Source organism: Paenibacillus fonticola DSM 21315 (genome assembly GCF_000381905.1).
Taxonomy (GTDB): Bacteria; Bacillota; Bacilli; order Paenibacillales; family Paenibacillaceae; genus Fontibacillus; species Fontibacillus fonticola.
Map to the genome: position 1 here is coordinate 184,381 of NZ_KB907254.1, position 22,536 is coordinate 206,916.

At 47.7% G+C, this 22,536-nt stretch carries 19 protein-coding genes; 8 read left to right on the forward strand and 11 right to left on the reverse strand.

Annotated features, from left to right (window positions below; translation table 11 throughout):
- Positions 1–17: 17 nt before the first annotated feature.
- The 7 genes from G358_RS0112170 to G358_RS0112200 all read right to left on the reverse strand — a co-directional run bounded on the left by G358_RS0112170 (position 18) and on the right by G358_RS0112200 (position 10,436).
- Complete coding sequence (locus G358_RS0112170) at positions 18–1,343, reverse strand: ABC transporter substrate-binding protein (protein WP_019637505.1); 1,326 nt, start codon at positions 1,341–1,343, stop codon at positions 18–20.
- 168 nt (positions 1,344–1,511) lie between these two features.
- Complete coding sequence (locus G358_RS0112175) at positions 1,512–2,714, reverse strand: response regulator transcription factor (RefSeq protein WP_019637506.1); 1,203 nt, start codon at positions 2,712–2,714, stop codon at positions 1,512–1,514.
- Complete coding sequence (locus G358_RS0112180) at positions 2,672–4,384, reverse strand: sensor histidine kinase (protein ID WP_084662782.1); 1,713 nt, start codon at positions 4,382–4,384, stop codon at positions 2,672–2,674. The genes G358_RS0112175 and G358_RS0112180 overlap by 43 nt, the downstream gene beginning before the upstream one ends.
- A gap of 133 nt (positions 4,385–4,517) precedes the next feature.
- A complete protein-coding gene (locus G358_RS0112185) occupies positions 4,518–7,532 on the reverse strand; it encodes a glycoside hydrolase family 2 TIM barrel-domain containing protein (RefSeq protein ID WP_019637508.1) in 3,015 nt (1,004 codons plus the stop codon).
- 129 nt (positions 7,533–7,661) lie between these two features.
- Entirely contained in the window at positions 7,662–8,813 is a 1,152-nt protein-coding gene (dgoD, locus tag G358_RS0112190; protein ID WP_019637509.1) for a galactonate dehydratase, read from the reverse strand.
- Between the two features lies 1 nt (position 8,814).
- Entirely contained in the window at positions 8,815–9,471 is a 657-nt protein-coding gene (locus tag G358_RS0112195; RefSeq protein WP_019637510.1) for a bifunctional 4-hydroxy-2-oxoglutarate aldolase/2-dehydro-3-deoxy-phosphogluconate aldolase, read from the reverse strand.
- An 11-nt stretch (positions 9,472–9,482) separates the two neighbouring features.
- Positions 9,483–10,436, reverse strand: a complete 954-nt coding sequence (locus G358_RS0112200; protein ID WP_019637511.1) for a sugar kinase — start codon at positions 10,434–10,436, stop codon at positions 9,483–9,485.
- A gap of 282 nt (positions 10,437–10,718) precedes the next feature.
- Between G358_RS0112200 and G358_RS0112205 the strand changes: the two genes are divergently transcribed.
- Positions 10,719–11,384, forward strand: a complete 666-nt coding sequence (locus G358_RS0112205; RefSeq protein ID WP_019637512.1) for a FadR/GntR family transcriptional regulator — start codon at positions 10,719–10,721, stop codon at positions 11,382–11,384.
- A gap of 112 nt (positions 11,385–11,496) precedes the next feature.
- Here G358_RS0112205 and G358_RS0112210 read toward each other — a convergent pair whose 3' ends face one another.
- Both G358_RS0112210 and G358_RS0112215 read right to left on the reverse strand, forming a co-directional pair.
- Positions 11,497–12,099 (reverse strand): class I SAM-dependent methyltransferase, encoded by a 603-nt coding sequence (locus G358_RS0112210; RefSeq protein ID WP_019637513.1) that lies wholly within the window; start codon positions 12,097–12,099, stop codon positions 11,497–11,499.
- Between the two features lie 166 nt (positions 12,100–12,265).
- Positions 12,266–12,742 (reverse strand): SRPBCC family protein, encoded by a 477-nt coding sequence (locus G358_RS0112215; protein ID WP_019637514.1) that lies wholly within the window; start codon positions 12,740–12,742, stop codon positions 12,266–12,268.
- A 128-nt stretch (positions 12,743–12,870) separates the two neighbouring features.
- On the opposite strand from G358_RS0112215, the gene G358_RS0112220 reads away from it, so the two are divergent.
- The 3 genes from G358_RS0112220 to G358_RS0112230 all read left to right on the forward strand — a co-directional run bounded on the left by G358_RS0112220 (position 12,871) and on the right by G358_RS0112230 (position 15,707).
- On the forward strand, positions 12,871–13,929 hold the full coding sequence (locus G358_RS0112220; RefSeq protein ID WP_019637515.1) for a stalk domain-containing protein: 1,059 nt from the start codon (positions 12,871–12,873) through the stop codon (positions 13,927–13,929).
- A 259-nt stretch (positions 13,930–14,188) separates the two neighbouring features.
- The gene (locus tag G358_RS0112225) at positions 14,189–14,818 is read left to right on the forward strand and encodes a hypothetical protein (protein WP_019637516.1); all 630 of its coding nucleotides are present in this window, start codon (positions 14,189–14,191) and stop codon (positions 14,816–14,818) included.
- 124 nt (positions 14,819–14,942) lie between these two features.
- Entirely contained in the window at positions 14,943–15,707 is a 765-nt protein-coding gene (locus G358_RS0112230; protein WP_019637517.1) for a hypothetical protein, read from the forward strand.
- Here the strand turns inward: G358_RS0112230 and G358_RS0112235 are convergent.
- Complete coding sequence (locus G358_RS0112235) at positions 15,704–16,456, reverse strand: hypothetical protein (protein WP_019637518.1); 753 nt, start codon at positions 16,454–16,456, stop codon at positions 15,704–15,706. The two genes, G358_RS0112230 and G358_RS0112235, sit on opposite strands and share 4 nt — an antisense overlap.
- Positions 16,457–16,547: 91 nt before the next feature.
- Positions 16,548–17,219 (reverse strand): hypothetical protein, encoded by a 672-nt coding sequence (locus G358_RS0112240; protein ID WP_019637519.1) that lies wholly within the window; start codon positions 17,217–17,219, stop codon positions 16,548–16,550.
- 209 nt (positions 17,220–17,428) lie between these two features.
- Between G358_RS0112240 and G358_RS0112245 the strand changes: the two genes are divergently transcribed.
- The 4 genes from G358_RS0112245 to G358_RS0112260 all read left to right on the forward strand — a co-directional run bounded on the left by G358_RS0112245 (position 17,429) and on the right by G358_RS0112260 (position 21,969).
- A complete protein-coding gene (locus G358_RS0112245; RefSeq protein ID WP_019637520.1) occupies positions 17,429–18,163 on the forward strand; it encodes a response regulator transcription factor in 735 nt (244 codons plus the stop codon).
- Positions 18,156–19,160, forward strand: a complete 1,005-nt coding sequence (locus G358_RS0112250; protein ID WP_019637521.1) for a sensor histidine kinase — start codon at positions 18,156–18,158, stop codon at positions 19,158–19,160. The genes G358_RS0112245 and G358_RS0112250 overlap by 8 nt, the downstream gene beginning before the upstream one ends.
- A 114-nt stretch (positions 19,161–19,274) precedes the next feature.
- On the forward strand, positions 19,275–20,036 hold the full coding sequence (locus tag G358_RS0112255) for an ABC transporter ATP-binding protein (RefSeq protein ID WP_019637522.1): 762 nt from the start codon (positions 19,275–19,277) through the stop codon (positions 20,034–20,036).
- Entirely contained in the window at positions 20,026–21,969 is a 1,944-nt protein-coding gene (locus G358_RS0112260) for an ABC transporter permease (RefSeq protein WP_019637523.1), read from the forward strand. Before G358_RS0112255 ends, G358_RS0112260 begins: the two co-directional genes overlap by 11 nt.
- Positions 21,970–22,536: the final 567 nt, after the last annotated feature.

A 22,536-nucleotide genomic window follows, 5' to 3' on the forward strand; every position in this document is an offset into this window, starting at 1 on the left:
CCTCCTGTTCTAACATGCTAGTTCCTCTTTGTCTTGCTGCGAAGCTCGTTCGCCATTTCCTTCAAAGCCTGCTCCGAGCTCATATCGTTCAGGAACACTTTGGCCCAGACGTCCGTCATCAGCTTGTTTGCCATCGGGAAATCGGAAGTGTAAGCGAGCGGATAGGTATTGGCCAGAGATTGAGCATATACTTTGCGAATTGGCTGGTTATTGAAATAAGCTGACGCTTCGTCCATCGATACATCATCGCCGAGCAATAAAGCCGGGAATAGGCCTGCGCCCGTCATCATTTTCACTTGGGATTCTTCATTACCGAGCATAAATTCAATGAAATTCCATGCTTCTTCCGGATGCTTCGAGTTTTTATTGATCGCTAGATTAGCCCCGCCCTGGTTAGCGCCGGTATAAGCATCTTCCTTGGACCACTTCGGCATCATTGTTATAGACCATTTCCCTGCATCGGACGGAGAGTATTGATTTTCAATGATCGCATCATGCCAGGATCCCCCGACAACTGTCGCGATCTTGCCATCACGAATACCATTTCCCCACTGGTCCGTGTTCGCCCGGGCATCGAAAACGAGCTCTTCCTTCTGCATCTTGATCAGGAAGTCAGCCGATTCTTTCACTTCCGGTGAATCTACGGCTACGTTGCCATTGTTGTCGAAGTACCACAAGCCGCGTTGCCACATCATCGATTCAAACATACGGCTGCTGGAATTTGTCTTGGAGTCCCCGTACATATAAGCTCCCGTCTTCTCCTTGACTAATTTGGCCGCCTCGTAGTAATCTTCCCAGGTCTGAATTTTCTGTGCGACCTCTTCAGGATCGGTAGGAAGACCCGCTTCGGCGAATAGATCGTTGCGGTAGAACATTACGACCGGGCCACTGTCCCAAGGCATCGCGTAAATTTTCCCGTCCTTGGTCGCATCCTCCCATTTATAGGCACTCATTTTATCTTTATAAGGCTCAACACGGTCAGTGATATCCAGCAAAGAGTCAATCTGGACAATCTGGGACAGATTCGTGGATTCCACTGCAATAATGTCCGGTACCGCATCACTTGTACTTGAGGTAATTAAATATTTAGAGTACAAGTCGGTAGACTTCATCGTTTGAAACTCAACTTCGATATTCGGATACTTGGCTTGAAAAGCTTCCATATTTAAATCCAAGCCGTCTTTTGCGGTCTCCCAAATCCAGACAACCAGCTTGACCGGATCGTTGCCGGTGCTGCTCGGCTCATTTGATGCGGCCGGCTGCTCAGAGCTGGAGCAAGCACTGGTCAGTAAAGAGATCATCAAGCAAGCAACCAGTGCGAACAAGGTGCTTTTTCTTTTCATACGTCGTAACCCCCTAGTGAGTTAAGTTAATTGGTTCTCTTTTATCATAAATGCCCTGAAAAGGCTTTCACACCGACAGACGTTTGATTTTAGGGTGATCTTTTTCGATAAATAAAAAAAAAAGCCCGGGCAAACCAGGCGTTATTGTCTATTTGTTTGATAGAATCGTCATTTTGTTTGAGTGCGGTATTGTCCAGGTGTCAGCTCGGCGCGCTTCTTAAACCATTTCGAAAAATATTTCACATCTTGAATACCGATCTTCTCCGCAACTTCTTCGGTTCGAATCGTGGTGGCACTAAGCAGTTCCTTGGCTTTCTCCAGCTTGCGCTCTGAAATATAGGAAATAATACTGCATCCTGTAGCTTCCTTAAAAATAGTGCTGAAATAACTGCGGCTTACTCCGATATACGCAGCAACATCCGCAGCCCGCAGGTCCGTATCCAAATGCTGATCAATATAGTCCATGGCTTCAATAATATCTTCCTTATGCGCCATGCTTAACAGTTCCGTATGACACTCTACCTTCCATAACCGGAACAGCTTCCTGACGGCGGAAAACCAGCTCTCCGCGTTTGCAATCGGGCCCGCCTGCCGCCACTCTAGCCTATTGTTCTGCAATTTCATTTCCACCAGTTTCGATTGTACGTTCCGTTGCAGCTTTTGATCACATACGACGAGGGCGGAATGGGCATCAATGTCCAGCAGCTTCAATTGATCCTGATAAGCCATGGACAGTCCTCTCCACTGGTTCCGGGAGGAGCAGAGAACAGCTTCCTGTTCTTGAGGAATGTAAATATGAAATAAACAAGCCCCTGACAGCATCCATTTCCATCCGGCCCGAAGCTGCTGCATAACATACTCTTGTGCCTCGTAGCTATGGTCGTGGAGCCATGCCCCCAGCGCTTCCCCGGACGGATCCTGCAGCCCCTTCACCAGGGACAGCGAAGCCTGCTGCTTCACGATTATCTTCTCTATTTCCATGCGGGCACGATTCAAGGAGTCGTCAATATGCTCATCATCCATATCAGTTTTTACAATATAATCCTGGACCCCAATATGAATCCCTTGCTTGGCATACATAAAGTCCCGGTGACAGCTCAAAAATAAAATGGCCGTCTCCGGGGCTTCCTCTTTTATCCGCTGAGCGAGCTCTATGCCATCCATTTCCGGCATAACAATATCCGTAATAACCAGCTGAGGACGGTGCTTCATAAATAACTGCCAGCCCAAGCTTCCGTTGGGCGCATCATCTACTACGGTCATCTGGTGCTTCTCCCAATCAATGGTCATACGCAGCCCTTTTCGTACAAGCTGTTCATCATCTACGATTAATACTTTGATTGGAGATGAAGTTCTCTTGTGATCGGCCATGTCAAAGTCACCTTCGTTCCTATATTTCTGTTTGATTCAAACTTTAAACCATAGGCATCCCCGTAATGCAGCTTAAACCGTTCATCCACATTCCGCAGACCGAGCCCGCCTTGCTTGCCTGGTATCTTCATGCCGGAGCTAATGAACTCCATATGCTCAGGCTTGACCCCGATGCCATCGTCCTCCAGCTCCATATATAACTCACTATTGGCGGCAAAAATTCTCATATGGATATGACCGTGACCATCGCGAAATCCGTGAAAAAATATATTTTCAAGCAGTGGCTGAAACACCATACGCGGAATAAGACAATCTTCCAGCCCCGGCTGCACTTGCAGCTCGAATGTGAAGGTATCCTCATACCGAAAGCGCTGAATCTCTATAAAGTGACGGGCGATTTCCAATTCTTTATGAAGCGGGACAAGGGTCTGTTTGAAGTTAAAGCTGCCGTCCAGCACAACGATTAAATGCTGCAGCATTTTATGGATTTCCGGTTGGCGGGCCAGCTTGGCTTTCCACTGGATAGAATTCAATGTATTGAATAAAAGGTGAGGATTGATCTGGTAATGGAGCGCTTTGAGCTCTGCATCACTTTTGAGCTTTTCCGTCCGGCTAATTTCGTGAACCAGCTCCTGGATTTGTCCGGTCATCTTGTTGAAAGACTCACTTAAATATCCCAGCTCATCGGATGACATCACAGGAGTACGTATCAACAAATTACCTTCGCCAAATCTTCGCATCGATTGAGATAGCTTCATAATGGGCATCGTGAACCGAAACGAAAAGAAGCTCGCCATGACCACTCCCAAAATGACAGCTAATATAGCAATAAATACAGAGTATCGCAAAATAACGGTGGAGGATTCATAGAACTTCGCATGAGGTATCCTTGCTTCGATCGTCCAGTCTTCCGTATCGAGTGAGCGGGACCAGACAATATCATCCTCCTGGTTCATATAATCGGAAGACGTCTGCAGCAGTATCTCCCCGGCTGCATCTCTGATTTGCAGGTGGGACTGTGTATCCTTCTCGAAAGAACGTATTAAATTTAAAATCGTATCCGCTTTCATATCGATCAGCAACCAGCTCCCGCCAGGAAATCCAAACCGGGTTTTCAGGGGCACTACCAGGCTGATCGTATAATTATCATCCGGTGTTGAATAGTAATCTGGAATATGGATCACCACATGTCTCTTGTCGTAAGCGAACGCAGAAGACCAAAAAGAAGAGTTCCCTAGGCTCTCTTCATTCACAGAGCTATTTCCCAGCACTCTTCCGGAAGGAGTAATGACGGCCACTTTAAAAATATTCGTATTTTCCAAAGACGAGAGGTAGTTTTGAAAATCTCTTTCCTCGACGTATTGGGCATAGGTCGTTGGCGCCTCGTCCCCAATTAAAATAGAGGAAGCAATCATATAAGCTAATATATTCCCTGTAATTTGATCCATTTGCTTCAGATTAGCATCGAAATGCAGCTTAAGCTGCTCTACCGCATACATGCCGTAGCTGCCAAACTGCGAATTTACGACTTTGGACGATTTGTGGTACGAGAAGTAACCAAGTGTACCCAAGGGAAGTATCGCAACAACGAGAAAAATGAGCAGCAGCTTGGTGCGTACACTTCCGATAATTCTGATCCAAGGCAATCTTCTCTTCAAGTTACTCATCATCAATACCTTCTTCAAGCTAGTGTCATGTAATTAGGCCGAATATTTAACCCTCACAGTATAGCAAATAATCCGATTATTTTGAACAAATGGTGTCCCTGAAATGGTTTTCGGGGACACCTTGATTATCTCGTGCTTATTCATCTTCCTTGAAGATTGGCCGGATGTTAAGTTCAAATACGAACTGCTTCTCGTCGAGACGATAAGCTTCCAACAGCTCCGGTCCACAGGAATTCGAACCCACGCCACTCATCTTATAATCCAGATGAACGATCGTCTCCTCCCGCCGGACCAACTCATGCGCATGCATCGCCTGGGTCAAATCCTCTGGAGTGTAATGGGAGGCATTGAAGGAAAACGGCTCGGTCCCTGTAATTTCCAACCCCATCCCCTGTTCATTGGACACAATCACCCAATCGGTTCCATTATGAGATCCGTTCTCTTGCGGCATGATGTAAGGCGTAAACAGTTCGTCTACGGTAGTTAAATATTTCCCTTTGCGTGTGCTTTGCTGTTTGTCTATATAGCTCTCGTGAGGACCATTGCCGAAATACTCCACTTCTTCTGATCCAGCCGGCATCGTAAGCTGCAGTCCAAATCGAGGCAGGAATATCAGATCCTCGCGAACCTCCACTTCAACCTTCAGCTTGATTTCTCCATTTCCGAGCACACGCCAATATGCTGTTCCATGCAGCAAAGGAGGCTTGGTATGTCCGCTCAGGGAGAACTTAACGCAAAGATCCACGGACGAAGCTCCCTGTTCCGTTACACTTGCTTCATAAACATGCATGTATGCTCGATGGTAGCCTTCCTCCATCCACTTCACTTTAATTTTGCGGTCATTGTCAATCGGGGCTCTCCAAATGTTAAAGCTCATCGGCTTGTCGATCATGCTAACGCCATGCTTGGATACGGAAATAAATGTTCCATTATACAAATCAAACACATGACGGAAATCAAAGCCTTCTATGATCAATTGTTGGTCGCCCTCGGTCAGCTGGATGGGGGGATAACACATCGAACCCGTTGCAGGCTCGAGCCTCTCTACAGGAAGTTCAAACTGTTCAAAGGTGACTTCATGCCCCGCTTTTGCCCAGCCGGTATCTTGCTTCAATCGGCAGGACAATGTCAGCAGCCAGGTTCCTCCTGATGCCTTTGGCAACGAATAGTCAATTTGGATAGCTTGGGATGTGTGCGGAGCTATCTGCCCCAGTTCCATCTGACCTTGCTCTGCCAGCTCTCCATCCTTCTCCACTTTCCAGTACAGCGTCAAATGGGTGAGGTCAATAAAGTCATATAAGTTCGTGACCTCGATCGATCCTTCCGCCAAGTTGTTTGCTTCCAGCCGAACCGGAGCAATCACTTTCTTCAATTCAAGCAGCCCGGTATGGGGAATTCGATCAGGAGAGACTAATCCATCGATACAGAAGTTCCCATCATTCGGCTGATCGCCAAAATCGCCGCCATAAGCGAAATAACGTATGCCTTCACTATTGGTTGTTAAAATACCATGATCGCACCATTCCCAAACACAGCCGCCCATGAGCTTCGGATATTTATAGATGACATCCCAATAATCCTTAATGTCTCCAGGGCCATTTCCCATAGCATGGCTGTATTCACACATGAACATCGGCTTCGTGCTGTTCTCATCCTTGGCGTAAGCTTCAATGTATGCCGGGGAAGAATACATCCGGCTCTCCATATCCAATACATCCACATCAGGGCTGCCCAAATGCCTTGGATCGGAGCCTTCATAATGAACCGGCCTTGAGTTGTCTCTCGCCTTCGTCCATCTGGCCATTGCCATATGATTCGTATCATAGCCGGATTCATTCCCCATGGACCAGATCACGACAGAAGGATGATTCTTATCGCGCTCCACCATACGCTCCGCCCGTTCGACAAATACATGCTCCCACTCCTGCATCCGCGTAAGCATATTGAAATTGCCTACCGCGTGAAAAACACCGTGGCATTCCAGGTCCGCTTCATCAATGACATAGAAGCCATATTCATTACAGAGCTGCAAAAAACGTGAATCATTCGGGTAATGCGACGCTCTGATCGTATTGATATTGTGAGCTTTCATCAGCTTCAAGTCCCGAATCATGTGATTAATCGGTATCGTCTGTCCCAGCTCAGGATGAGAATCATGGCGATTCACTCCTTTTAGCTTGACAGCCACCCCGTTGATCTTGAACACGCCATCTACGATGTCCACTCGCCTAAACCCGACGGAAAAGTGCAGCACTTCATCACCTGCATAAATATAGAGCTGGTATAAGTACGGTGTTTCGGCAGACCATAGCTTAGGCTTGTCGATCGGAAGCTCAAGGCTTCCCTTCCCATTTGCGGTCACGGTTCCTGAAGCCTGAATTCGGCCCTCTCCGTCGGTCAGTTCCACTCGAGCTTCCAGCTCTCCGATGGTGTCCAGCTCACAAATGATATGGCCTGTTTGATAGTCACTAGCCACTTCCACACGATTGAACACATCCCGAATATGAGCCTCTTCGCGAGCCAGCAAATAAACGTCCCGAAAAATCCCGGAAAATCTCCACAAGTCCTGATCTTCAATGTAGGAGCCATCACACCATTTCAATACCATTACAGCAATTCGATTGTTCCCGGCTTGCACGTAAGGTGAAATGTCAAATTCCGCAGGCATGCGGCTGCCCTGGCTGTAACCTACCCATTCTCCATTAATCCAAAGATAGAAGCAGGAATTGACACCCTCGAAAACAATATACTTCCGCTTGCCGTCCCACTCTTGTGATATATTAAAATCTCTTATATACAATCCTGCAGGGTTCGCATTTGGCACGTACGGCGGATCGCAAGGGAAAGGATAGTTCACATTCGTATAGTGGAGCTGGTCATATCCTTTGACCTGCCAGCATGAAGGTACGATAAGATCGTCCCAATCGCTAGCATCCGCATCTGCACGATAGAAGTCATCCCCTACATGCTGGACTGACTCATGATATTTAAATTTCCAGCTGCCGTTAAGCGTGCGGTAAAATGGAGACTTTCCCCGTTTTTGACTTAAAGCGGAATCCGCATCCCCGTAGGGTATATAATAAGCTCTTGACGCTTCTCTGTTCTTCTGCAGTACGTTCAAATCTTCCCAATATTTTGGTACTTTAATCATTTCTACACTCCTCACATGATCGAATTAGGTACAGGTACCCCCATTGTAGACGATATGAAAGGGCTCTCAAACTGACACTTGTTTGATTACAGGGTCATTTTGTTTGAACTGTGAACCGGGGGCTGCTTCCTACCATTCGGCTACCGATCCGTCCTGATGCCTCCAGACCGGATTTCTCCACCGGTGCGGCGCTTCCTGCGCCATCCTGCGGACGTACTCCTCATTCACTGTAATCCCGAGGCCCGGGCCATGAGGAATCTTCACATGCCCATCCTCATACGAGAAGACGGAGGCGTCCGTTATGTAATCGAGCAGATCATTCCCCTGATTATAATGAATTCCAAGGCTTTGTTCCTGAATGACCGCATTGTAGGCTGTTGCATCAACCTGCAGACAGGCGGCAAGAGCAATCGGGCCTAGCGGGCAATGAGGCGCCACGGCCACATCGTAGGCTTCCGCCATCGCAAAAATTTTCTTGCACTCTGTAATCCCGCCCGCATGCGATAAATCAGGCTGAATGATATCCACATAGCCATCTTCCAGCAGTGACTTGAAATCCCAGCGCGAGAACATTCTTTCACCGGTAGCAATCGGTGTGCTCGTATGATGGGCAATCTCTCGAAGCGCCTCGTTATTTTCCGGAAGCACGGGCTCTTCGATAAACATCAGTCTATAGGGCTCCAAGGCTTTGGCCAGCACCTTGGCCATCGGCTTATGTACGCGGCCATGAAAATCCACACCAATGCCAAAATCCGGACCCGTGGCCACCCGGATCGCATCTACCCGTTCTACAACTTGATCCACCTTATGATAGCTATCGATATATTGCATCTCTTCCGAAGCGTTCATCTTAATCGCAGTAAAGCCGGCCTGCTGCTTCTCCAATGCCGCTTGCCCTACATCGCTCGGCCGATCCCCGCCGATCCAGGAGTAGACGCGAATCGAATCCCGGCAGGCTCCGCCAAGCAGCTCATAGATCGGAGCATCGTAATATTTTCCCTTAATGTCCCATAACGCCTGATCAATGCCGGCAATCGCGCTCATCATGATCGGTCCGCCACGGTAAAAGCCGCCGCGGTACATCACTTGCCAGTGGTCTTCAATGCGCAGCGGGTCTTTGCCGATCAACTGGTCCATCAGTTCATCTACAGCCGCCTGTACCGTATGGGCCTTCCCTTCGATGACGGGTTCTCCCCAGCCCACGATTCCTTCATCTGTTTCAATCTTTAAGAACAGCCACCGGGGCGGCACAATAAAAGTTTCAAATTTAGTAATTTTCAATTTAAACCTCTCCTTCTTGTCTCGCTTTATAAATTTCCTGTCTGAATTGCCGGGCTAACTCCGTAAGCTTGTCGTAGCGTCCTTCTTCGATTGCACTCCGGTCCGTCAATGCACTGCCTATACCGACGGCTACAGCACCTGCGCGAATAAATTGGCCGGCATTGTCTAATGTTACTCCTCCCGTCGGCATCATCGGAATATGCCCCAATGGAGCCGATAACTCTCGGATATAATTCACGCCCAGCGCCGAGCCGGGAAAAATCTTTAACACGTCCGCACCATATTCGTGCCCCTTCGCAATCTCAGTTGGTGTCATCACCCCCGGAATCGAGATACGTCCATACTGATTGGTCAGACGAATCGTCGCTTCATCCAAAATCGGAGAGAAAATAAAGTCTGCTCCAGCATCAATCGCCGTTTTGGCGGCTTGCTCATTTAATACCGTACCCGCGCCAACCAGTGCCCTGCCTTGGTACCTTTCTTTTAACTGCGCAATGATTTCATATGCCCGGTCCGTATCCACCGTAATCTCCAGCGCTTCAACACCACCCTCCACCAATGCATCCGCAATCTCAATGGCTTTGTAATAAGGGGGTCTTCGCACGACTGCAACGATACCGGAATCTTGCAATTGCTGTAATTGCTCCTCTTTGTGCACAGGTGCACCTCCTACCGTTTCACATTTTGATAATCATTTTCACCTGACAGCATGCGGGCTAGTTCCTCGTCCGTCGGAAGTCCCTCGACATCCCCGTTCACGCCAACAACGATGGCTCCAATCGCATTCGCCCGGCGGACAGCCTGCTCGATCGATTCCCCTCGCAGCAATCCGCTAATAAAACCGGCGGCAAAACCGTCTCCCGCCCCAACCGGGTCAACTTCCTGAACAGGAAAAGAAGGTACATAACCGCTGCTCGCGGAGGTTTGATAATACGCGCCATCCTTGCCAAGCTTTATAACTACGGCCTGGGCACCCAGCTTTAGAAGCGCCGACGCCGATTCTACCGGCTCCTTATAGCCTGTAAGGAACTCCCCCTCATCCAGCCCTGGCAATATATAATCTGCTTTACTGGCCAGCTCCAACAATATGTCCTTCGCGTCCGAAGCCTCCCACAGCTTCCACCGGATATTCGGATCGAACACAATTTTGACACCATGCTGTCTGGCCAAATCCATCGCCCCTAAAACCAGATGAAGGCAGCTGTCACTCAGGGCAGGGGTAATCCCGGTAACATGCAATATTTTCGCTTGAGTCAAATAGGCCTCATCCAATTCCTCTGCAGTCATGCAGCTCGCCGCCGAGTGGTTGCGATAATAGTAGACCTGGGTGTGGCCAGCCGCTCTGCGCTCCTTAAAAAACACCGCAGTTGGAGCCTCGCCGGTAAACAGGCAGCGTGAAGTATCCACGCCCTGTCCTCTAATAAATTGATGAATATAACGCCCAAACGGATCTTGTCCAAGCTTGCTGAACCAGCCCACCGTATGTCCCAACTTGGCCAGCCCGATCGCAACGTTGGATTCCGCGCCAGCCATCTGCTTGTTGAATTGATGCACGTACTCCAGCGGCAGGCGCTGATCCGTACTAAACAGCACCATGGACTCTCCAAAAGTTACGACTTCCATCATATCCTCCTCCTTATTCGTAATAAGCCGCGCTTCTAAGAGATCATATCTCTATACAAAATAATCGGGATAAACGAATAAAGATACGATCTTAATAGAGATTAATTTGTCTAAATTGAGGCAAATACTTTGGAATACTTCAAAACTTCCATAAAGATCATATCTTTATGAGGGTATCATATTATCTTTATTTCTTGGTGTCAATATGGTTTTCTATTAGGAGAAGCTTGTCGAGTTGTGTTAATATAAACCTAATATGAAGATATACAGGGGATTGTTACGATGAAGAAAACTGCCTTTACAATGACGATAGATACGCTTAAGCAGAAAATTATTAGCGGGGAATGGCCGCCCGGTTCGCGCATACCTACGCTGCAGCAAATCGCTAAGGATTTAGCTGTGAGTGTAACTACGGTAAGAGAAGCGCTGCGGACTCTGGAAAGCCAGGGCAACGTCAGTATCGAACATGGACGAGGCATGTACGTACGGAACGATCCGTTACTATTGGAAGATCCTACTGCAGACCTGAAGGAACTGGGGGATATTTCCCTAGTTAAACTGCTGGAAGCCAGACTGCTCATTGAGCCTAAACTTGCTGCCTTAAGCGCTGAGCATGCTACGCGCTCCCAGGTCAAGCAGCTCCGTGCGCTCGCAGAGAGAATGGTGAACCAGATGGAAGAGGGCGGCCCGTTTCTGGATACCGATCTTGCCTTCCATCATCTCATCGCCGAGTCGGCACAGCACCCTGTCCTATTTCGCATGCTGGAGTCCATCTCCCCCCTCCTTGCCGAAGGCCGGAAACAGACGAATACTTTGCCTCATATGCGGACTAAAGCGTCCAATTATCACATCCTCATTGCGATCGCCATCGAGGAGCGCCATAGTGAACAAGCCCGACAGTTGATGCACAGTCATATCAACGACATGCTTGAAGCATTAAAGAAATGACTTCCTTCAGAAGCTCAACTGGAGCTTAAATAAAGGCTGCGGCTAGACGAATCGAAGCTTAATCAAACAAAAACGACCTTTTGATGGGTCGTTTTTCCGGTTCAGATGTATGTTATTTGTCCGCCCAGCGGTAGATCAGAAACTTCTCCTTCTGCTGAGCTGCCCCGGGTACCGTTACTTTATTGATTAATTGAAACGGGGTGTTCTGCAGAACCCGCTTGTATGCCGCAATAGGATAGTAAAGAATGAGGTCCACCGTTCGCGGATCTCCCTCTACCGACTGTAAAATGTTATCGACAACCTGCTCAAAAATTTGTGCGGAAAACGGATTGAAGAAGTAAAAAGTATTGTCCGTGACTTTCACTTCATAATGCTCGGCCAGACCATATTTCAAGCGGATCGGCGCTTGGATATGCCTCGCCATCTGCCTGTAGCTCGCCTTGTTACCGAGCGCTTCCTCATACGTTTTGTCATGTACTTCAATACCGGTCACCGGTACTTGAAAGCGGTTGTGAATATAAAAGGAGACACGCCCCCGGCCGCATCCAAAATCGACAACCTTATCCGACTTATTCAGCCTATAAACTTGAAACAGCCTGTCTAATGCCTTGTAAGGCGTTGCTTCGTAACGGTTATAACAGACCATTCCCTGAGGCCATTCCCTTAACCCAACCGTCCTGATGCGCAGCGATTGATCGTACTTTTTTTCAGCCATAGAAAAATCCCTCGTTCTGATTATTGTTATAGTCCGTGATTCCTCATCATACTAATAAAGGACGGAGTAAACAACGATTTCTCACTAACTTTCAAAAAGTTGTTAGAATGCACAAAAAAAGAGGGAGAATCCCCTCTTCTTAAAATACAAACTTCCTGACCCGTTACTAAGTCAGTTCCTTCATAAGCTGCACGTATTTCTCATACCAACCTTTCCATTCCTGTTCACGCGGCTCCATAGCCGCTCCATCCATTAACTTCTGGATGACGTCCAGGCAAACATGCCATCCTGCCAGATCTTTCGGGGTATGGTCCGTAATTTGCTGCAGCTTCTCAATGAGGAGAAGACGGCAGCCGCCAGGCTCCGGCTCCAGCTCGAAACGCACAAGGTCTTCCCCCCAAGTATATTCCAGAATAGAGTACAGCTTAAGCTCCGTAATTTCCAGTTCCTCAAATGTCCCGTCCTGCATGTCAAACTTAATGACCCCTCCGATGCGGAGGTCATCGACCCGGAGCTCCGAGAACCATTGTGCCAGCTTTTCATTCTCGGTTAACCAGGACCATACCTCTTCTACAGAATGCCCCAACGTCCGCTCAAAACGCGCGATATATCCCTGTTGGGCTTGTTGAATGTTTGCTAACATAGGAACCCTCCTCATTTCGCTGTTTAACGCATGCAATCTCATACCGGAATTTTTTGGAACACAACTAATCCGGCTTGCCCTCGTCCAATTCATTAGGATCATATCAAATCAACCAGGTGATGAACAACATGAAGAAAATGAACGCCGCACTACTTTTGCTGACCGCGTCTCTGCTTGCTGTATCCGCCCCATTCCCGGCCCATGCAGAGGCTGCCACAGCGTCTCAAGTACAGGGAGCAGCAAGGCCGGTGGAAATTTATTTTGACGACCGCCTGCTTCAGACTGAAGCAGAGCCGCTGATCATTGACGGCTCAGTACTGGTGCCGATGCGCCCGCTGTTTGAAGCGCATGGAGCGAAGCTAATCTGGAATAGTGCAGCCAAAACAGTAACCGCAACCAAGGACAGCAATACTCTAACCTATCGTATAGGAGAACTTAACGCTGTTTTCAACGGCAAGCCGGTCAGCCTGATGGTTCCCGGTCAAATTGTTGACGGCAGCACTTTGATGCCGCTGCGTTTTGTCAGCGAAACCTTAGGAAGCAGCGTAAAATGGAATCCCGATACCCGGACGGTTCACATTTCTTCTCCTCTTAGCTTGGATACGACCGTTCGCTGGGGTGTTAATTTGCGCAGCGAGCCCTATGCAAATAGTGCCTCTGCCACTGGAGTAATGCTGTCCGCCGGAGAGAAGGTCCATGTCATCCGTGAAGTCGATGCCTTCTGGCTGGAGGTGCGTACCCAGGATAACAAGCATGGATATATTTCAGCCAAGCCAAAATATACCGATTATACGAGCCCCTCTCTCGTTGACCGGCAAGGAGAAGCGCTAATTGCTTACGGGAAGCAATACTTAGGCACGCCTTATGAATTCGGAGCTTCCCCTGACCAGACGAATACGTTTGACTGCTCCTCTTTTGTAAAGCTTGTATTCCAGGATGTACTATCGATTGATCTTCCCCGTGTCTCGTACAACCAAGCGAAGGAAGGTCAGGAGGTTGCTTTGGACGAGCTGCGTACAGGAGACCTGCTGTTCTTTAGCTCACGCGGGCTCGACATTGGACATGTCGGGATCTACGCGGGAAATAATCAAATTTTGCACACCTATTCGAAGAAGCTTGGCGTGCATATTGGAGAGTTTGACGGTCAATGGAAGGAGCGGTTCGTCACTGCTCGCAGAATCTTTTAACAGTGTAACAATACGACAGCAGGATGTGCTTGTCCGGTGCATCCTGTTGCCAGTATGCCAGTACTCCTCCACCTTTATCCCGCGCATTGGCTGAAGATACCCTCCTTCTCTCTGCTCTGCTCTTCCCTTCCCTGCTCTGGTTTCCCTCCCCATTCCCTGCTCAGAATTTTAATATAGCCTCCTCAAGCGGTTTACTATAAAATGGGTACATATGTGATTTCTGATCATTATCGGCAATATAGACAAAAGAGGTGGTTTAGTGCAATTCAAAGCGCGACTAGGCGCGAATTATCGTAAAATCATTACCGGAGCTATTATGATCCTCCTCATTCTTTTATGTGTATCCCAATACCGGTCTAAGGAATTATACAAAGAGCATATCTCCAGCGAAATGAATCAAGACTTCATTCAGTTCATAGCCTGCCTCCAAGCGAACACTCCCCTGTATAACGACATTTTGAATGCTGAACGAATTACCGAAGGCCAAGCTGGAACGTTGGCAAACAATAACCAATGCATCAGCAGTACGATCCAACAATATGTTGATTTAGCTGTAAAATTAAAGCTGTGGAAAGAGGGCTCTCCCTACATTCAAAGCGCGTTAAATGCCCAAAAGATCACCCTTCTCTTTCACGAGATGCCGGAGGGTAAGCTGGATGCTGACCAAATGCGTATACTGCAAAAAGTGCAGGAGTTAAATGCGAAATGGATGGCAGCTGCGGAAGGTACAGAGAGTCAAGAATACCCCTATAAGTGGAAATTCAGCCTGTCAGACTCCCTATGGCTCGAGCTGATTGAAAATATCGAAAGCAGCACCCTCGTGTACCTGAAGGAGAACGATATGGGCAGTATCGAAGAATTGTGGCTGCAGCGTACTGAAATTAAATAACGAGAAAGGGGCTGTGAAGCTTAGACTCTCGTCACTTTTAAATATTGTCATTTTCATGTAATTTGTCTTCTTATTGAATTTGATATAATTTCTGGCAGATAAGATGTGAAGGGGGCAGCTTAAATTGAAGAAAAAAATAAGTGCATTGATGTTGTTGAGTTTGTTGAGTGTCGTATTGCTTTCGGGATGCACTTCAGATCAGCCAGCATCGGTTGCGCTAAGATCAGACGAGTCTCCCAATAAACTGGTAGCAAACCAGCCGGCACAGGAGACTGATGCCAAGCGGATTGGGGCTTCCGAGGATAATAAGGTAGAACTCTATGCCATTAAAGAGTCGAAAAATGGAATTGAAGGGGCAACGCTCGCTGTAAATGGGCAGCAAAAAGACTTTGATTGGGAAATCCCGGATATGGGAACTCAACCCCAGGTATTCTATACTGACCTTACCGGGGATGGTCAGGAAGAAGCCGTAATTATTATCCAGACTGGCCGAGGGACAGGCTTAGATATGTATGATATTCATGTAATCAATGCCGAGGATTTATCCGAGATTAGCATACAAAGTTATGAGGATATTGTTGCCGAACAGATTGAATCAAATGTCGCTAAAAATGGTGATGATACGTTAGCGATTTCAGTTAAAACGCAAGGAAAAGAATATAACTTTAATTATGGGTTTGATCCCGCGCCAGATTACCATCAAGATCGCCTTTATTTCGGCGGTGTAGTTGTTTATTCATTGGAGAATCAAAAAATAAAATTAAACCTCCCTGGATCTGTTGGAGTATCCCCCCATTATGTGAGTGATTTCAATGTCACCTATAAATTCGATCGTGCTGGAAATCAGTTCATTGTGGATCAAATTGAATTTGAACCTGTTGAAATTTAAGAAACAGACTGGCTGAATTTATTCAAATCGCCTAAATACCGTTCCAATTCATCCAACGACTGGACGGCAAACGAAACATGAATAGACGTATCCGTATGAGGAATTTGTGGAATTTGAAACTCCAACACAGTTTCTCGCTCTAACTGGGTTACAGTAACTTGAGCAGCGGCTATCCCTTTCTTTTTTAAAAAAGCAATGATACCTTTAAAAAAATCGTCCTTGGGCATTTGTCCTTCCACGCTCAACGCTTGATAAACTTTTAAATCGCCTTCTCGAAACTCGACGATATCTTGATTTATCATCGTAGTATATTCATTAATGACCTTACGATCCGGCTTGATCCTGTCATTGCCATTCATCAGCCGTGCTGCAATTTCGGAATCGCTCCATTCTGGCTCTTGATCCTTACTGCAGGAGTACATGAAATAAAAGTCATGAGCCGTCCCGACACCCGTAAGCTTATTCGAAATTCCATATTCATCTGATCGATGCAGCTCAAACCTCACATCTTCTGAGGGGGCTGCTTCTTTATTAAAGACCATTGTAATCGGCCCCAATTCAGGAGTGTATGCAGGCAAAATATATGGTGTCTCCTTCAATAAGGATTGAACTTGCTGTTCCCAATCCCGATACGCTTGCAGCGATTGGCTGCCCCCTGCTTCTTTAGGAGAGCTGCAAGCCACAGCAAGCATAACAAACCAAAGAGCCAAGCTTAATTTCCATGTAGCTTTAATATCCATCACCTTCATTTTTAAGTATCTATTTCCAATTATATTATATCTGCAATTACATAGAAAGAAGCACAGAGTAGAATTTACTCTGTGCTTGGATGATACATGATCAAGCCTCTCTACCCATCAGTTTGCGATAAGTGGTACTGAAGGTGACCGATGGCAAATCACTGCTGTACCATGGGGAAGTTCCACACCAAGACTTCGCATGATTCATCAAATTATAGGCATTTTGCCCATAACAGGTGAACGAGGTCCGGGTAGCGCGTTTTGTAGCGGTTCCACCATTTTCAGCAGTAAACGGATAGAAGTAAACAGCTTCGTCTGTCCCGCATTTGAGACTTCCATTCCAGTTCGTCGCAGAATCTTTGATTAGTCGCTCGTCACCGTATATATCACTCGTCCCATCCAGCATATAAAGCAAGTTGGAAATAAACTCCGCAAATACCTGAATGGCGAGCTTCCCTGCGCCGTCTTCTGTAGTGACCAGCTTGCCTTTGCCTCGAAAGTCATCTAACGTATAGCTCGTTTTTTTGGCTTTATTATAGGTGTCCAACATGTCTTTCCCGATTTGATACAGGCCGTAATAACTTGAACCAGCGGTTACACTTCCTCCCGTCTCAATACTGATCACGGAGAGCAAAAATCCCGGGTTGACACCGAATTTCTTTCCATAGGTATTTGCATGAGCGCGCCATTTTTGGATTGCACTATTACGAATATCATGCAAGTCGCGCCCCTCAGCGTTACACGGTGGACAAATTTCAATTTTAACTGCCATGTTTATCTTCCTCTCTTTATATAATGATTAAGCACGGCTTGGGATAACGAGCAACCTATTGCAGTATCCCTCCACAATAGAGTCCCTCGAAGCTGTTATCCATATTATAGTATATAGCGTTACGATACGCAATATAAAAATACATCATTTCAAAATATTTTTTTTATGTTATAAGATGGAAGCATGATGAAAAAAAGTGTGGTGACGCCATGTTTAAAATTATGCTGATCGAAGACGATGCCAGCCTGTTCGGCGAAATCCGGGAACGGCTGCAGCAATGGAGCTATGACGTATATGGAATCGAGGATTTCAGCAGCGTAATGCAGGAGTTCGCTGCCGTTAAGCCCGATCTCGTCATTATTGATATCCAGCTGCCGAAGTTCGACGGCTTCCATTGGTGCCGGATGATTCGCGCCCATTCCCATGTGCCGATCATCTTCCTGTCGTCGCGTGACCACCCGACGGATATGGTCATGTCCATGCAGCTGGGGGCGGATGATTTCATACAGAAGCCTTTTCATTTCGAGGTGCTTGTGGCGAAGATCCAGGCCACGCTGCGCCGCGTCTACGATTACAATACCGAGGCGGGCTCGCTGCGTACCTGGTGCGGAGCGACGGTCGATTATGAGCAGAACACAGTGACCAATGCCACAGGTACCGTCGAGCTGACCAAAAATGAAATTTACATCTTAAAGCTGCTCATCGAGCAGAAAAACAAGATCGTCACCCGGGAGGAGCTGATCAAGAGCCTCTGGGACGACGAGCGCTTCATCAGCGACAATACGCTGACGGTTAACGTGAATCGGCTGCGCAAGAAGCTGGACGAGCTTGATTTAGGCCGTATGATCGAAACGAAGGTCGGGCAAGGCTACATCGCAATCCAAGGGGAGACGACGACCGGGCAAGACTACAGAGCTACCCAGGAAGGTGAAGGCCGTGATTAGAAAATTTCTGATCGAACGCCGCAGCTGGATTGTGCTCGTCATCGTCCTGCAGCTGCTTACCTTGTCTGTGGCCTACCTGGATGCGGAGATCCCGCTGGATTCACTGCTCTACATCGTATTTCTATCGACAATGATCTTCGTTATTTTCCTGGTCGTCCGTTATCAGCAAGAGACCCGCTTCTATAAAAATCTGGAGCAATGGGAGCCGCATCTCGACGTCACCGGTTTAGCGGAAGGGCGCCGCCCTTTTGAGACGGCCACCCGCACCCTGCTCCTGCAGCAGACGGAGCGGCTCAGGCAGGAGGCAGCGTTTAACCGCACGGCTCTGGAAGAGGAGAAAGATTACCTCTTGTCTTGGATTCATGAGGTGAAGACGCCGCTGAGCGCCATGCACCTCATGCTGGAGCGGCTGGAGGAAGAGCCCCTGAAAACGCAGCTGACCTACGAATGGCTGCGCATTCATCTGCTGCTCGATCAGCAGCTGCACCAGAAGCGGATGCCGTCCATGGAAAATGATCTGTATGTCGAGGAAATCGACTTGAAAGCTCTGCTCTTCGCAGAAATTCGCACACTGCGGTCGTGGTGCATGCAGAAGGGCATCGGCTTTGACGTGGATTTAGAGGTGACTCGGATACTCAGCGATGCCAAATGGCTCGCCTTCATTGTCCGCCAGCTGCTGACCAATGCCGTGAAGTACAGCGAAGACGGAGACATTTCCGTAACAAGCCGCACCCGTGGCAACCTTACTTTGCTGGAAGTGCAGGATCACGGGCGCGGGATTGATCCGCGCGATCTCTCCCGCATTTTCGATAAGGGCTTCACTTCCACGACCAAGCATCATGAGGATAAAGCGACGGGGATGGGACTATACTTAGCCAATAAGGCTGCCCAAGCGCTCCATATTCGCATCGAGGCTGAGTCCAGGCCGGGAGTCGGTACGACGATGAGGCTTACCTTCCCGCAGCGGAATGCGTTCGTGCAAATTCAAGGCGAGTAGCACAGGCATGTGACAGCATTGTCACATGCCTTGTTCATTTGTTCGGCGAAACGAAGGAACGAGGCTGGCGGCCTCTTTTATAATGGAGCTACCGAATAATAGGAGTGTGGAGAAATGGCGATATTGGAAGCTACGAAAATCCATAAAAGCTACGGCAATAAATTTAATAAACAAGAAGTACTAAAAGGGATCGATCTGACGATCGAGCATGGGGAATTCGTGAGCATTATGGGAGCGTCGGGCTCCGGGAAAACAACGCTGCTAAACGTCCTCTCTTCGATCGATCAGGTGAGCGGCGGCATCGTACTCATTGAAGGCCAGGAAATGACGGGCATGAAGGAGAAAGAGCTGGCGGAGTTTCGCAAGCGGCATTTGGGGTTTATTTTTCAGGAATATAACTTGCTGGACTCGCTCACGGTGAAGGAGAACATCCTGCTGCCGTTGTCCATTTCCAATTTCTCCAAGAAAGAGGCAGACCGGAAATTCCAAGCCGTCGCAACTGAGCTGGGCATTTATGAGCTGAAGGATAAATATCCGAACGAAATTTCCGGCGGACAGAAGCAGCGCACCTCGGCAGCGCGGGCGTTCATTCACGAGCCGAGCATTATTTTTGCGGATGAGCCAACGGGGGCGCTGGATTCCAAGTCCGCTTCCGATTTGCTGAACAAGCTGAGCGAGCTGAACGAGAAACGGCAAGCAACGATTGTCATGGTGACACATGATCCCGTTGCTGCGAGCTACTGCAGCCGGGTGATTTTTATCAAGGATGGACAGGTTTATACGCAGTTAAATAAAGGGGAAGTGACGAGACAGATTTTCTTCAAGGACATTATGAAGACGCAAGGGGTACTAGGAGGGGTGCAGGTTGAGCATTAATTACATCATTCTCCGCAACCTTAAGAAGAACGCCAAAAACTACTACCTGTACGTCTTCGCCCTGATCTTCAGCGTTGCGCTGTATTTCGCTTTTGTTACGCTGCAGTACGACCCAGCCATGGACGAAGTCAAGGGAAGCATCAAGGGTGGGGCTGCAGTTGGCGCTGGATCAATTCTGTTAATTGTCATTGTGTCGATCTTCCTGCTGTACGCCAATAATCTATTCATCAAACGGCGCAGCAAAGAAATCGGCTTATTTCAATTGATCGGGCTGACCAAGAGCCGAATATTCCGTATTCTGACGACAGAGAACTTCATACTGTATTTCGGTTCGCTGTTGATTGGCATGTTCGTCGGTTTTTCTTTTTCTAAGCTGATTCTCATGATCCTTTTTAAAATCACAGGGGTAGACTCCGGGGCGGCGTTAAGGTTCTCTGTTCAAGCCTTCATTCAAACCGTCATCGTATTCTTGGCGATTTACCTGCTGATCATGCTGATGAACTATACGTTCATAATGCGGCAAAGCATCCTCTCGCTTTTTAGAGCGCTATCCTCGACCGAGGAGAAGGTGAAGAAGGTGTCCGTGTGGGAGATGATTCTAGGCATCTTCGGCTTAGCGTTGATCGCGCTCGGTTATTACATTTCAACGAGGCTGTTCAGCGGGGATTTCGTTAATATGAGCGAGCTTTTCCTGGCGATGGTGGGCATCCTCGGCTCGGTCATTTTGGGTACGTACCTGTTCTATAAGGGATCGGTACGGTTCATCTTCTACCTGATTCGCAGGCAAAAAGGGGGCTATTTGAACATTAACGAAGTTCTGTCGCTCTCCTCCATCATGTTCCGTATGAAGTCCAACGCGCTGCTGCTTACCATCATTACGACGGTATCCGCACTAGCCATCGGCCTGTTGTCGCTCAGCTACATTTCCTATTATTCCGCCGAGCAGTCGGGGAAGGACAATGTGCCTAATGACTTCGCATTTATCGTTCAAGCTGATGCCGATAAGTTCAAAGAGGCTTTGACCTCTGATGGTATTCCGTTTCAGGAGACATCCATTGATGTACTTCAAGTCAAAGGGGATTTCGCCCAGGTGATGGATACTCACCTTAACAATAACGATCCCGGAGTCAATACCATTATTCTGAGTGTCATTAGCGAAACAGCGGTCGATCAGCTTGATTTATCGGAGGAGGAGACTCTCCTGACGGGGTATAACGATCTGATGCAGAACTTTTTCACGATTCAACATAGCGGAGAGATCCATCTGATTGGTCAACATGAGAGCGTTCCACAGCAAATTCAGGGCTTGGGGGATGAGTTCCTTGTATCAAGTTATTTCACCCGCGGCCTTCCAATTGCTATTGTAGACCAGGCGGTGTTCGAACGTTTAAGACAGGATATCGACCCGGAAATTCAAGGGAACTACCCCACCTATATCGGGATCGATATTACCGATGCAGATAAACTGAAAGAGGCTAACGTTGTTTTTGACGAACTTGGGTTAGCCAACAGTCGCACCAATGACTCACAGCTGGCCACCATACACAGCCATCAGAAAACGATGGGAGTAATCATGTTCGTGGTCGGCTTCCTGGGACTCACCTTCCTGATAACCTCCGGCTGCATTCTGTATTTCAAGCAGATGGATGAAAGCGAGGAGGAGAAGCCAAATTATACGATACTCCGGAAGCTCGGCTTCACCCAAGGCGATTTGTTAAGAGGAATTCAAGCGAAGCAATTGTTCAATTTCGGCATCCCGCTCATTGCGGGGCTATCTCATAGTTATTTTGCCGTAAAGTCCGGCTGGTTCCTGTTCGGCACCGAGCTATGGACGCCCATGATCCTGGTTATGCTGTTATATACAGCGCTCTACTCGATCTTCGCGTTTCTCTCAGTGCTGTATTACAAACGTGTGATTCGGGAGGCATTATAAGGGGGCAGGGTATGGGGTTTCAACCGCTGTTGGAGTCATGTTCCCTTGAATTTATTGATGAGGCAGTAACATGACTTCAAAGGAGGCGGCCGTAAACTTTGCATCCCATACCATGACCTGGTAGAATCATGACCACCCGTTGGGCGGGTGGTTTGCTGTTGGGGTATAACACCCTGTTGCCAAACTGCGTCTAAAGACGCTAGCCTGATCACAAATCTGTTCAGGCTCAGTGTTATTTGTCACTTTCACTTACCAGTTACACTGGTTTATTTCTTTCTTGATCGAAAATGTGACTCAGAACGTGAACGAATTTTTTATAACGAAGCTGATGATCGCTATCTGTGTAAAAATAACCCTCCTCAAAATGTAACGAAGCTGGGTAACGTTATTTCAGTCTTTACTGCTCCAAACAGAGGATAAACGGCAAAATAGAGTGTCTGAGATTCGTTAGATTTAAAAACATCGCAAATATGTGCAAATAGCGTGGATGAGATTCGTTGCTATGAACGTTTTTGTCAAACCCTCTATTTTTTCTGCCTGAGCACGTGGCGCGAGAGCAAAAATGCG

Coding starts and splice junctions, on each gene's coding strand:
- G358_RS0112170 (WP_019637505.1), bottom strand. CDS start 1,343: ATGAAAAGAAAAAGCACCTTGTTCGCACTGGTTGCTTGCTTGATGATC.
- G358_RS0112175 (WP_019637506.1), bottom strand. CDS start 2,714: ATGGCCGATCACAAGAGAACTTCATCTCCAATCAAAGTATTAATCGTA.
- G358_RS0112180 (WP_084662782.1), bottom strand. CDS start 4,384: ATGATGAGTAACTTGAAGAGAAGATTGCCTTGGATCAGAATTATCGGA.
- G358_RS0112185 (WP_019637508.1), bottom strand. CDS start 7,532: ATGATTAAAGTACCAAAATATTGGGAAGATTTGAACGTACTGCAGAAG.
- G358_RS0112200 (WP_019637511.1), bottom strand. CDS start 10,436: ATGGAAGTCGTAACTTTTGGAGAGTCCATGGTGCTGTTTAGTACGGAT.
- G358_RS0112205 (WP_019637512.1), top strand. CDS start 10,719: ATGAAGAAAACTGCCTTTACAATGACGATAGATACGCTTAAGCAGAAA.
- G358_RS0112210 (WP_019637513.1), bottom strand. CDS start 12,099: ATGGCTGAAAAAAAGTACGATCAATCGCTGCGCATCAGGACGGTTGGG.
- G358_RS0112215 (WP_019637514.1), bottom strand. CDS start 12,742: ATGTTAGCAAACATTCAACAAGCCCAACAGGGATATATCGCGCGTTTT.
- G358_RS0112220 (WP_019637515.1), top strand. CDS start 12,871: ATGAAGAAAATGAACGCCGCACTACTTTTGCTGACCGCGTCTCTGCTT.
- G358_RS0112235 (WP_019637518.1), bottom strand. CDS start 16,456: ATGAAGGTGATGGATATTAAAGCTACATGGAAATTAAGCTTGGCTCTT.
- G358_RS0112240 (WP_019637519.1), bottom strand. CDS start 17,219: ATGGCAGTTAAAATTGAAATTTGTCCACCGTGTAACGCTGAGGGGCGC.
- G358_RS0112245 (WP_019637520.1), top strand. CDS start 17,429: ATGTTTAAAATTATGCTGATCGAAGACGATGCCAGCCTGTTCGGCGAA.
- G358_RS0112255 (WP_019637522.1), top strand. CDS start 19,275: ATGGCGATATTGGAAGCTACGAAAATCCATAAAAGCTACGGCAATAAA.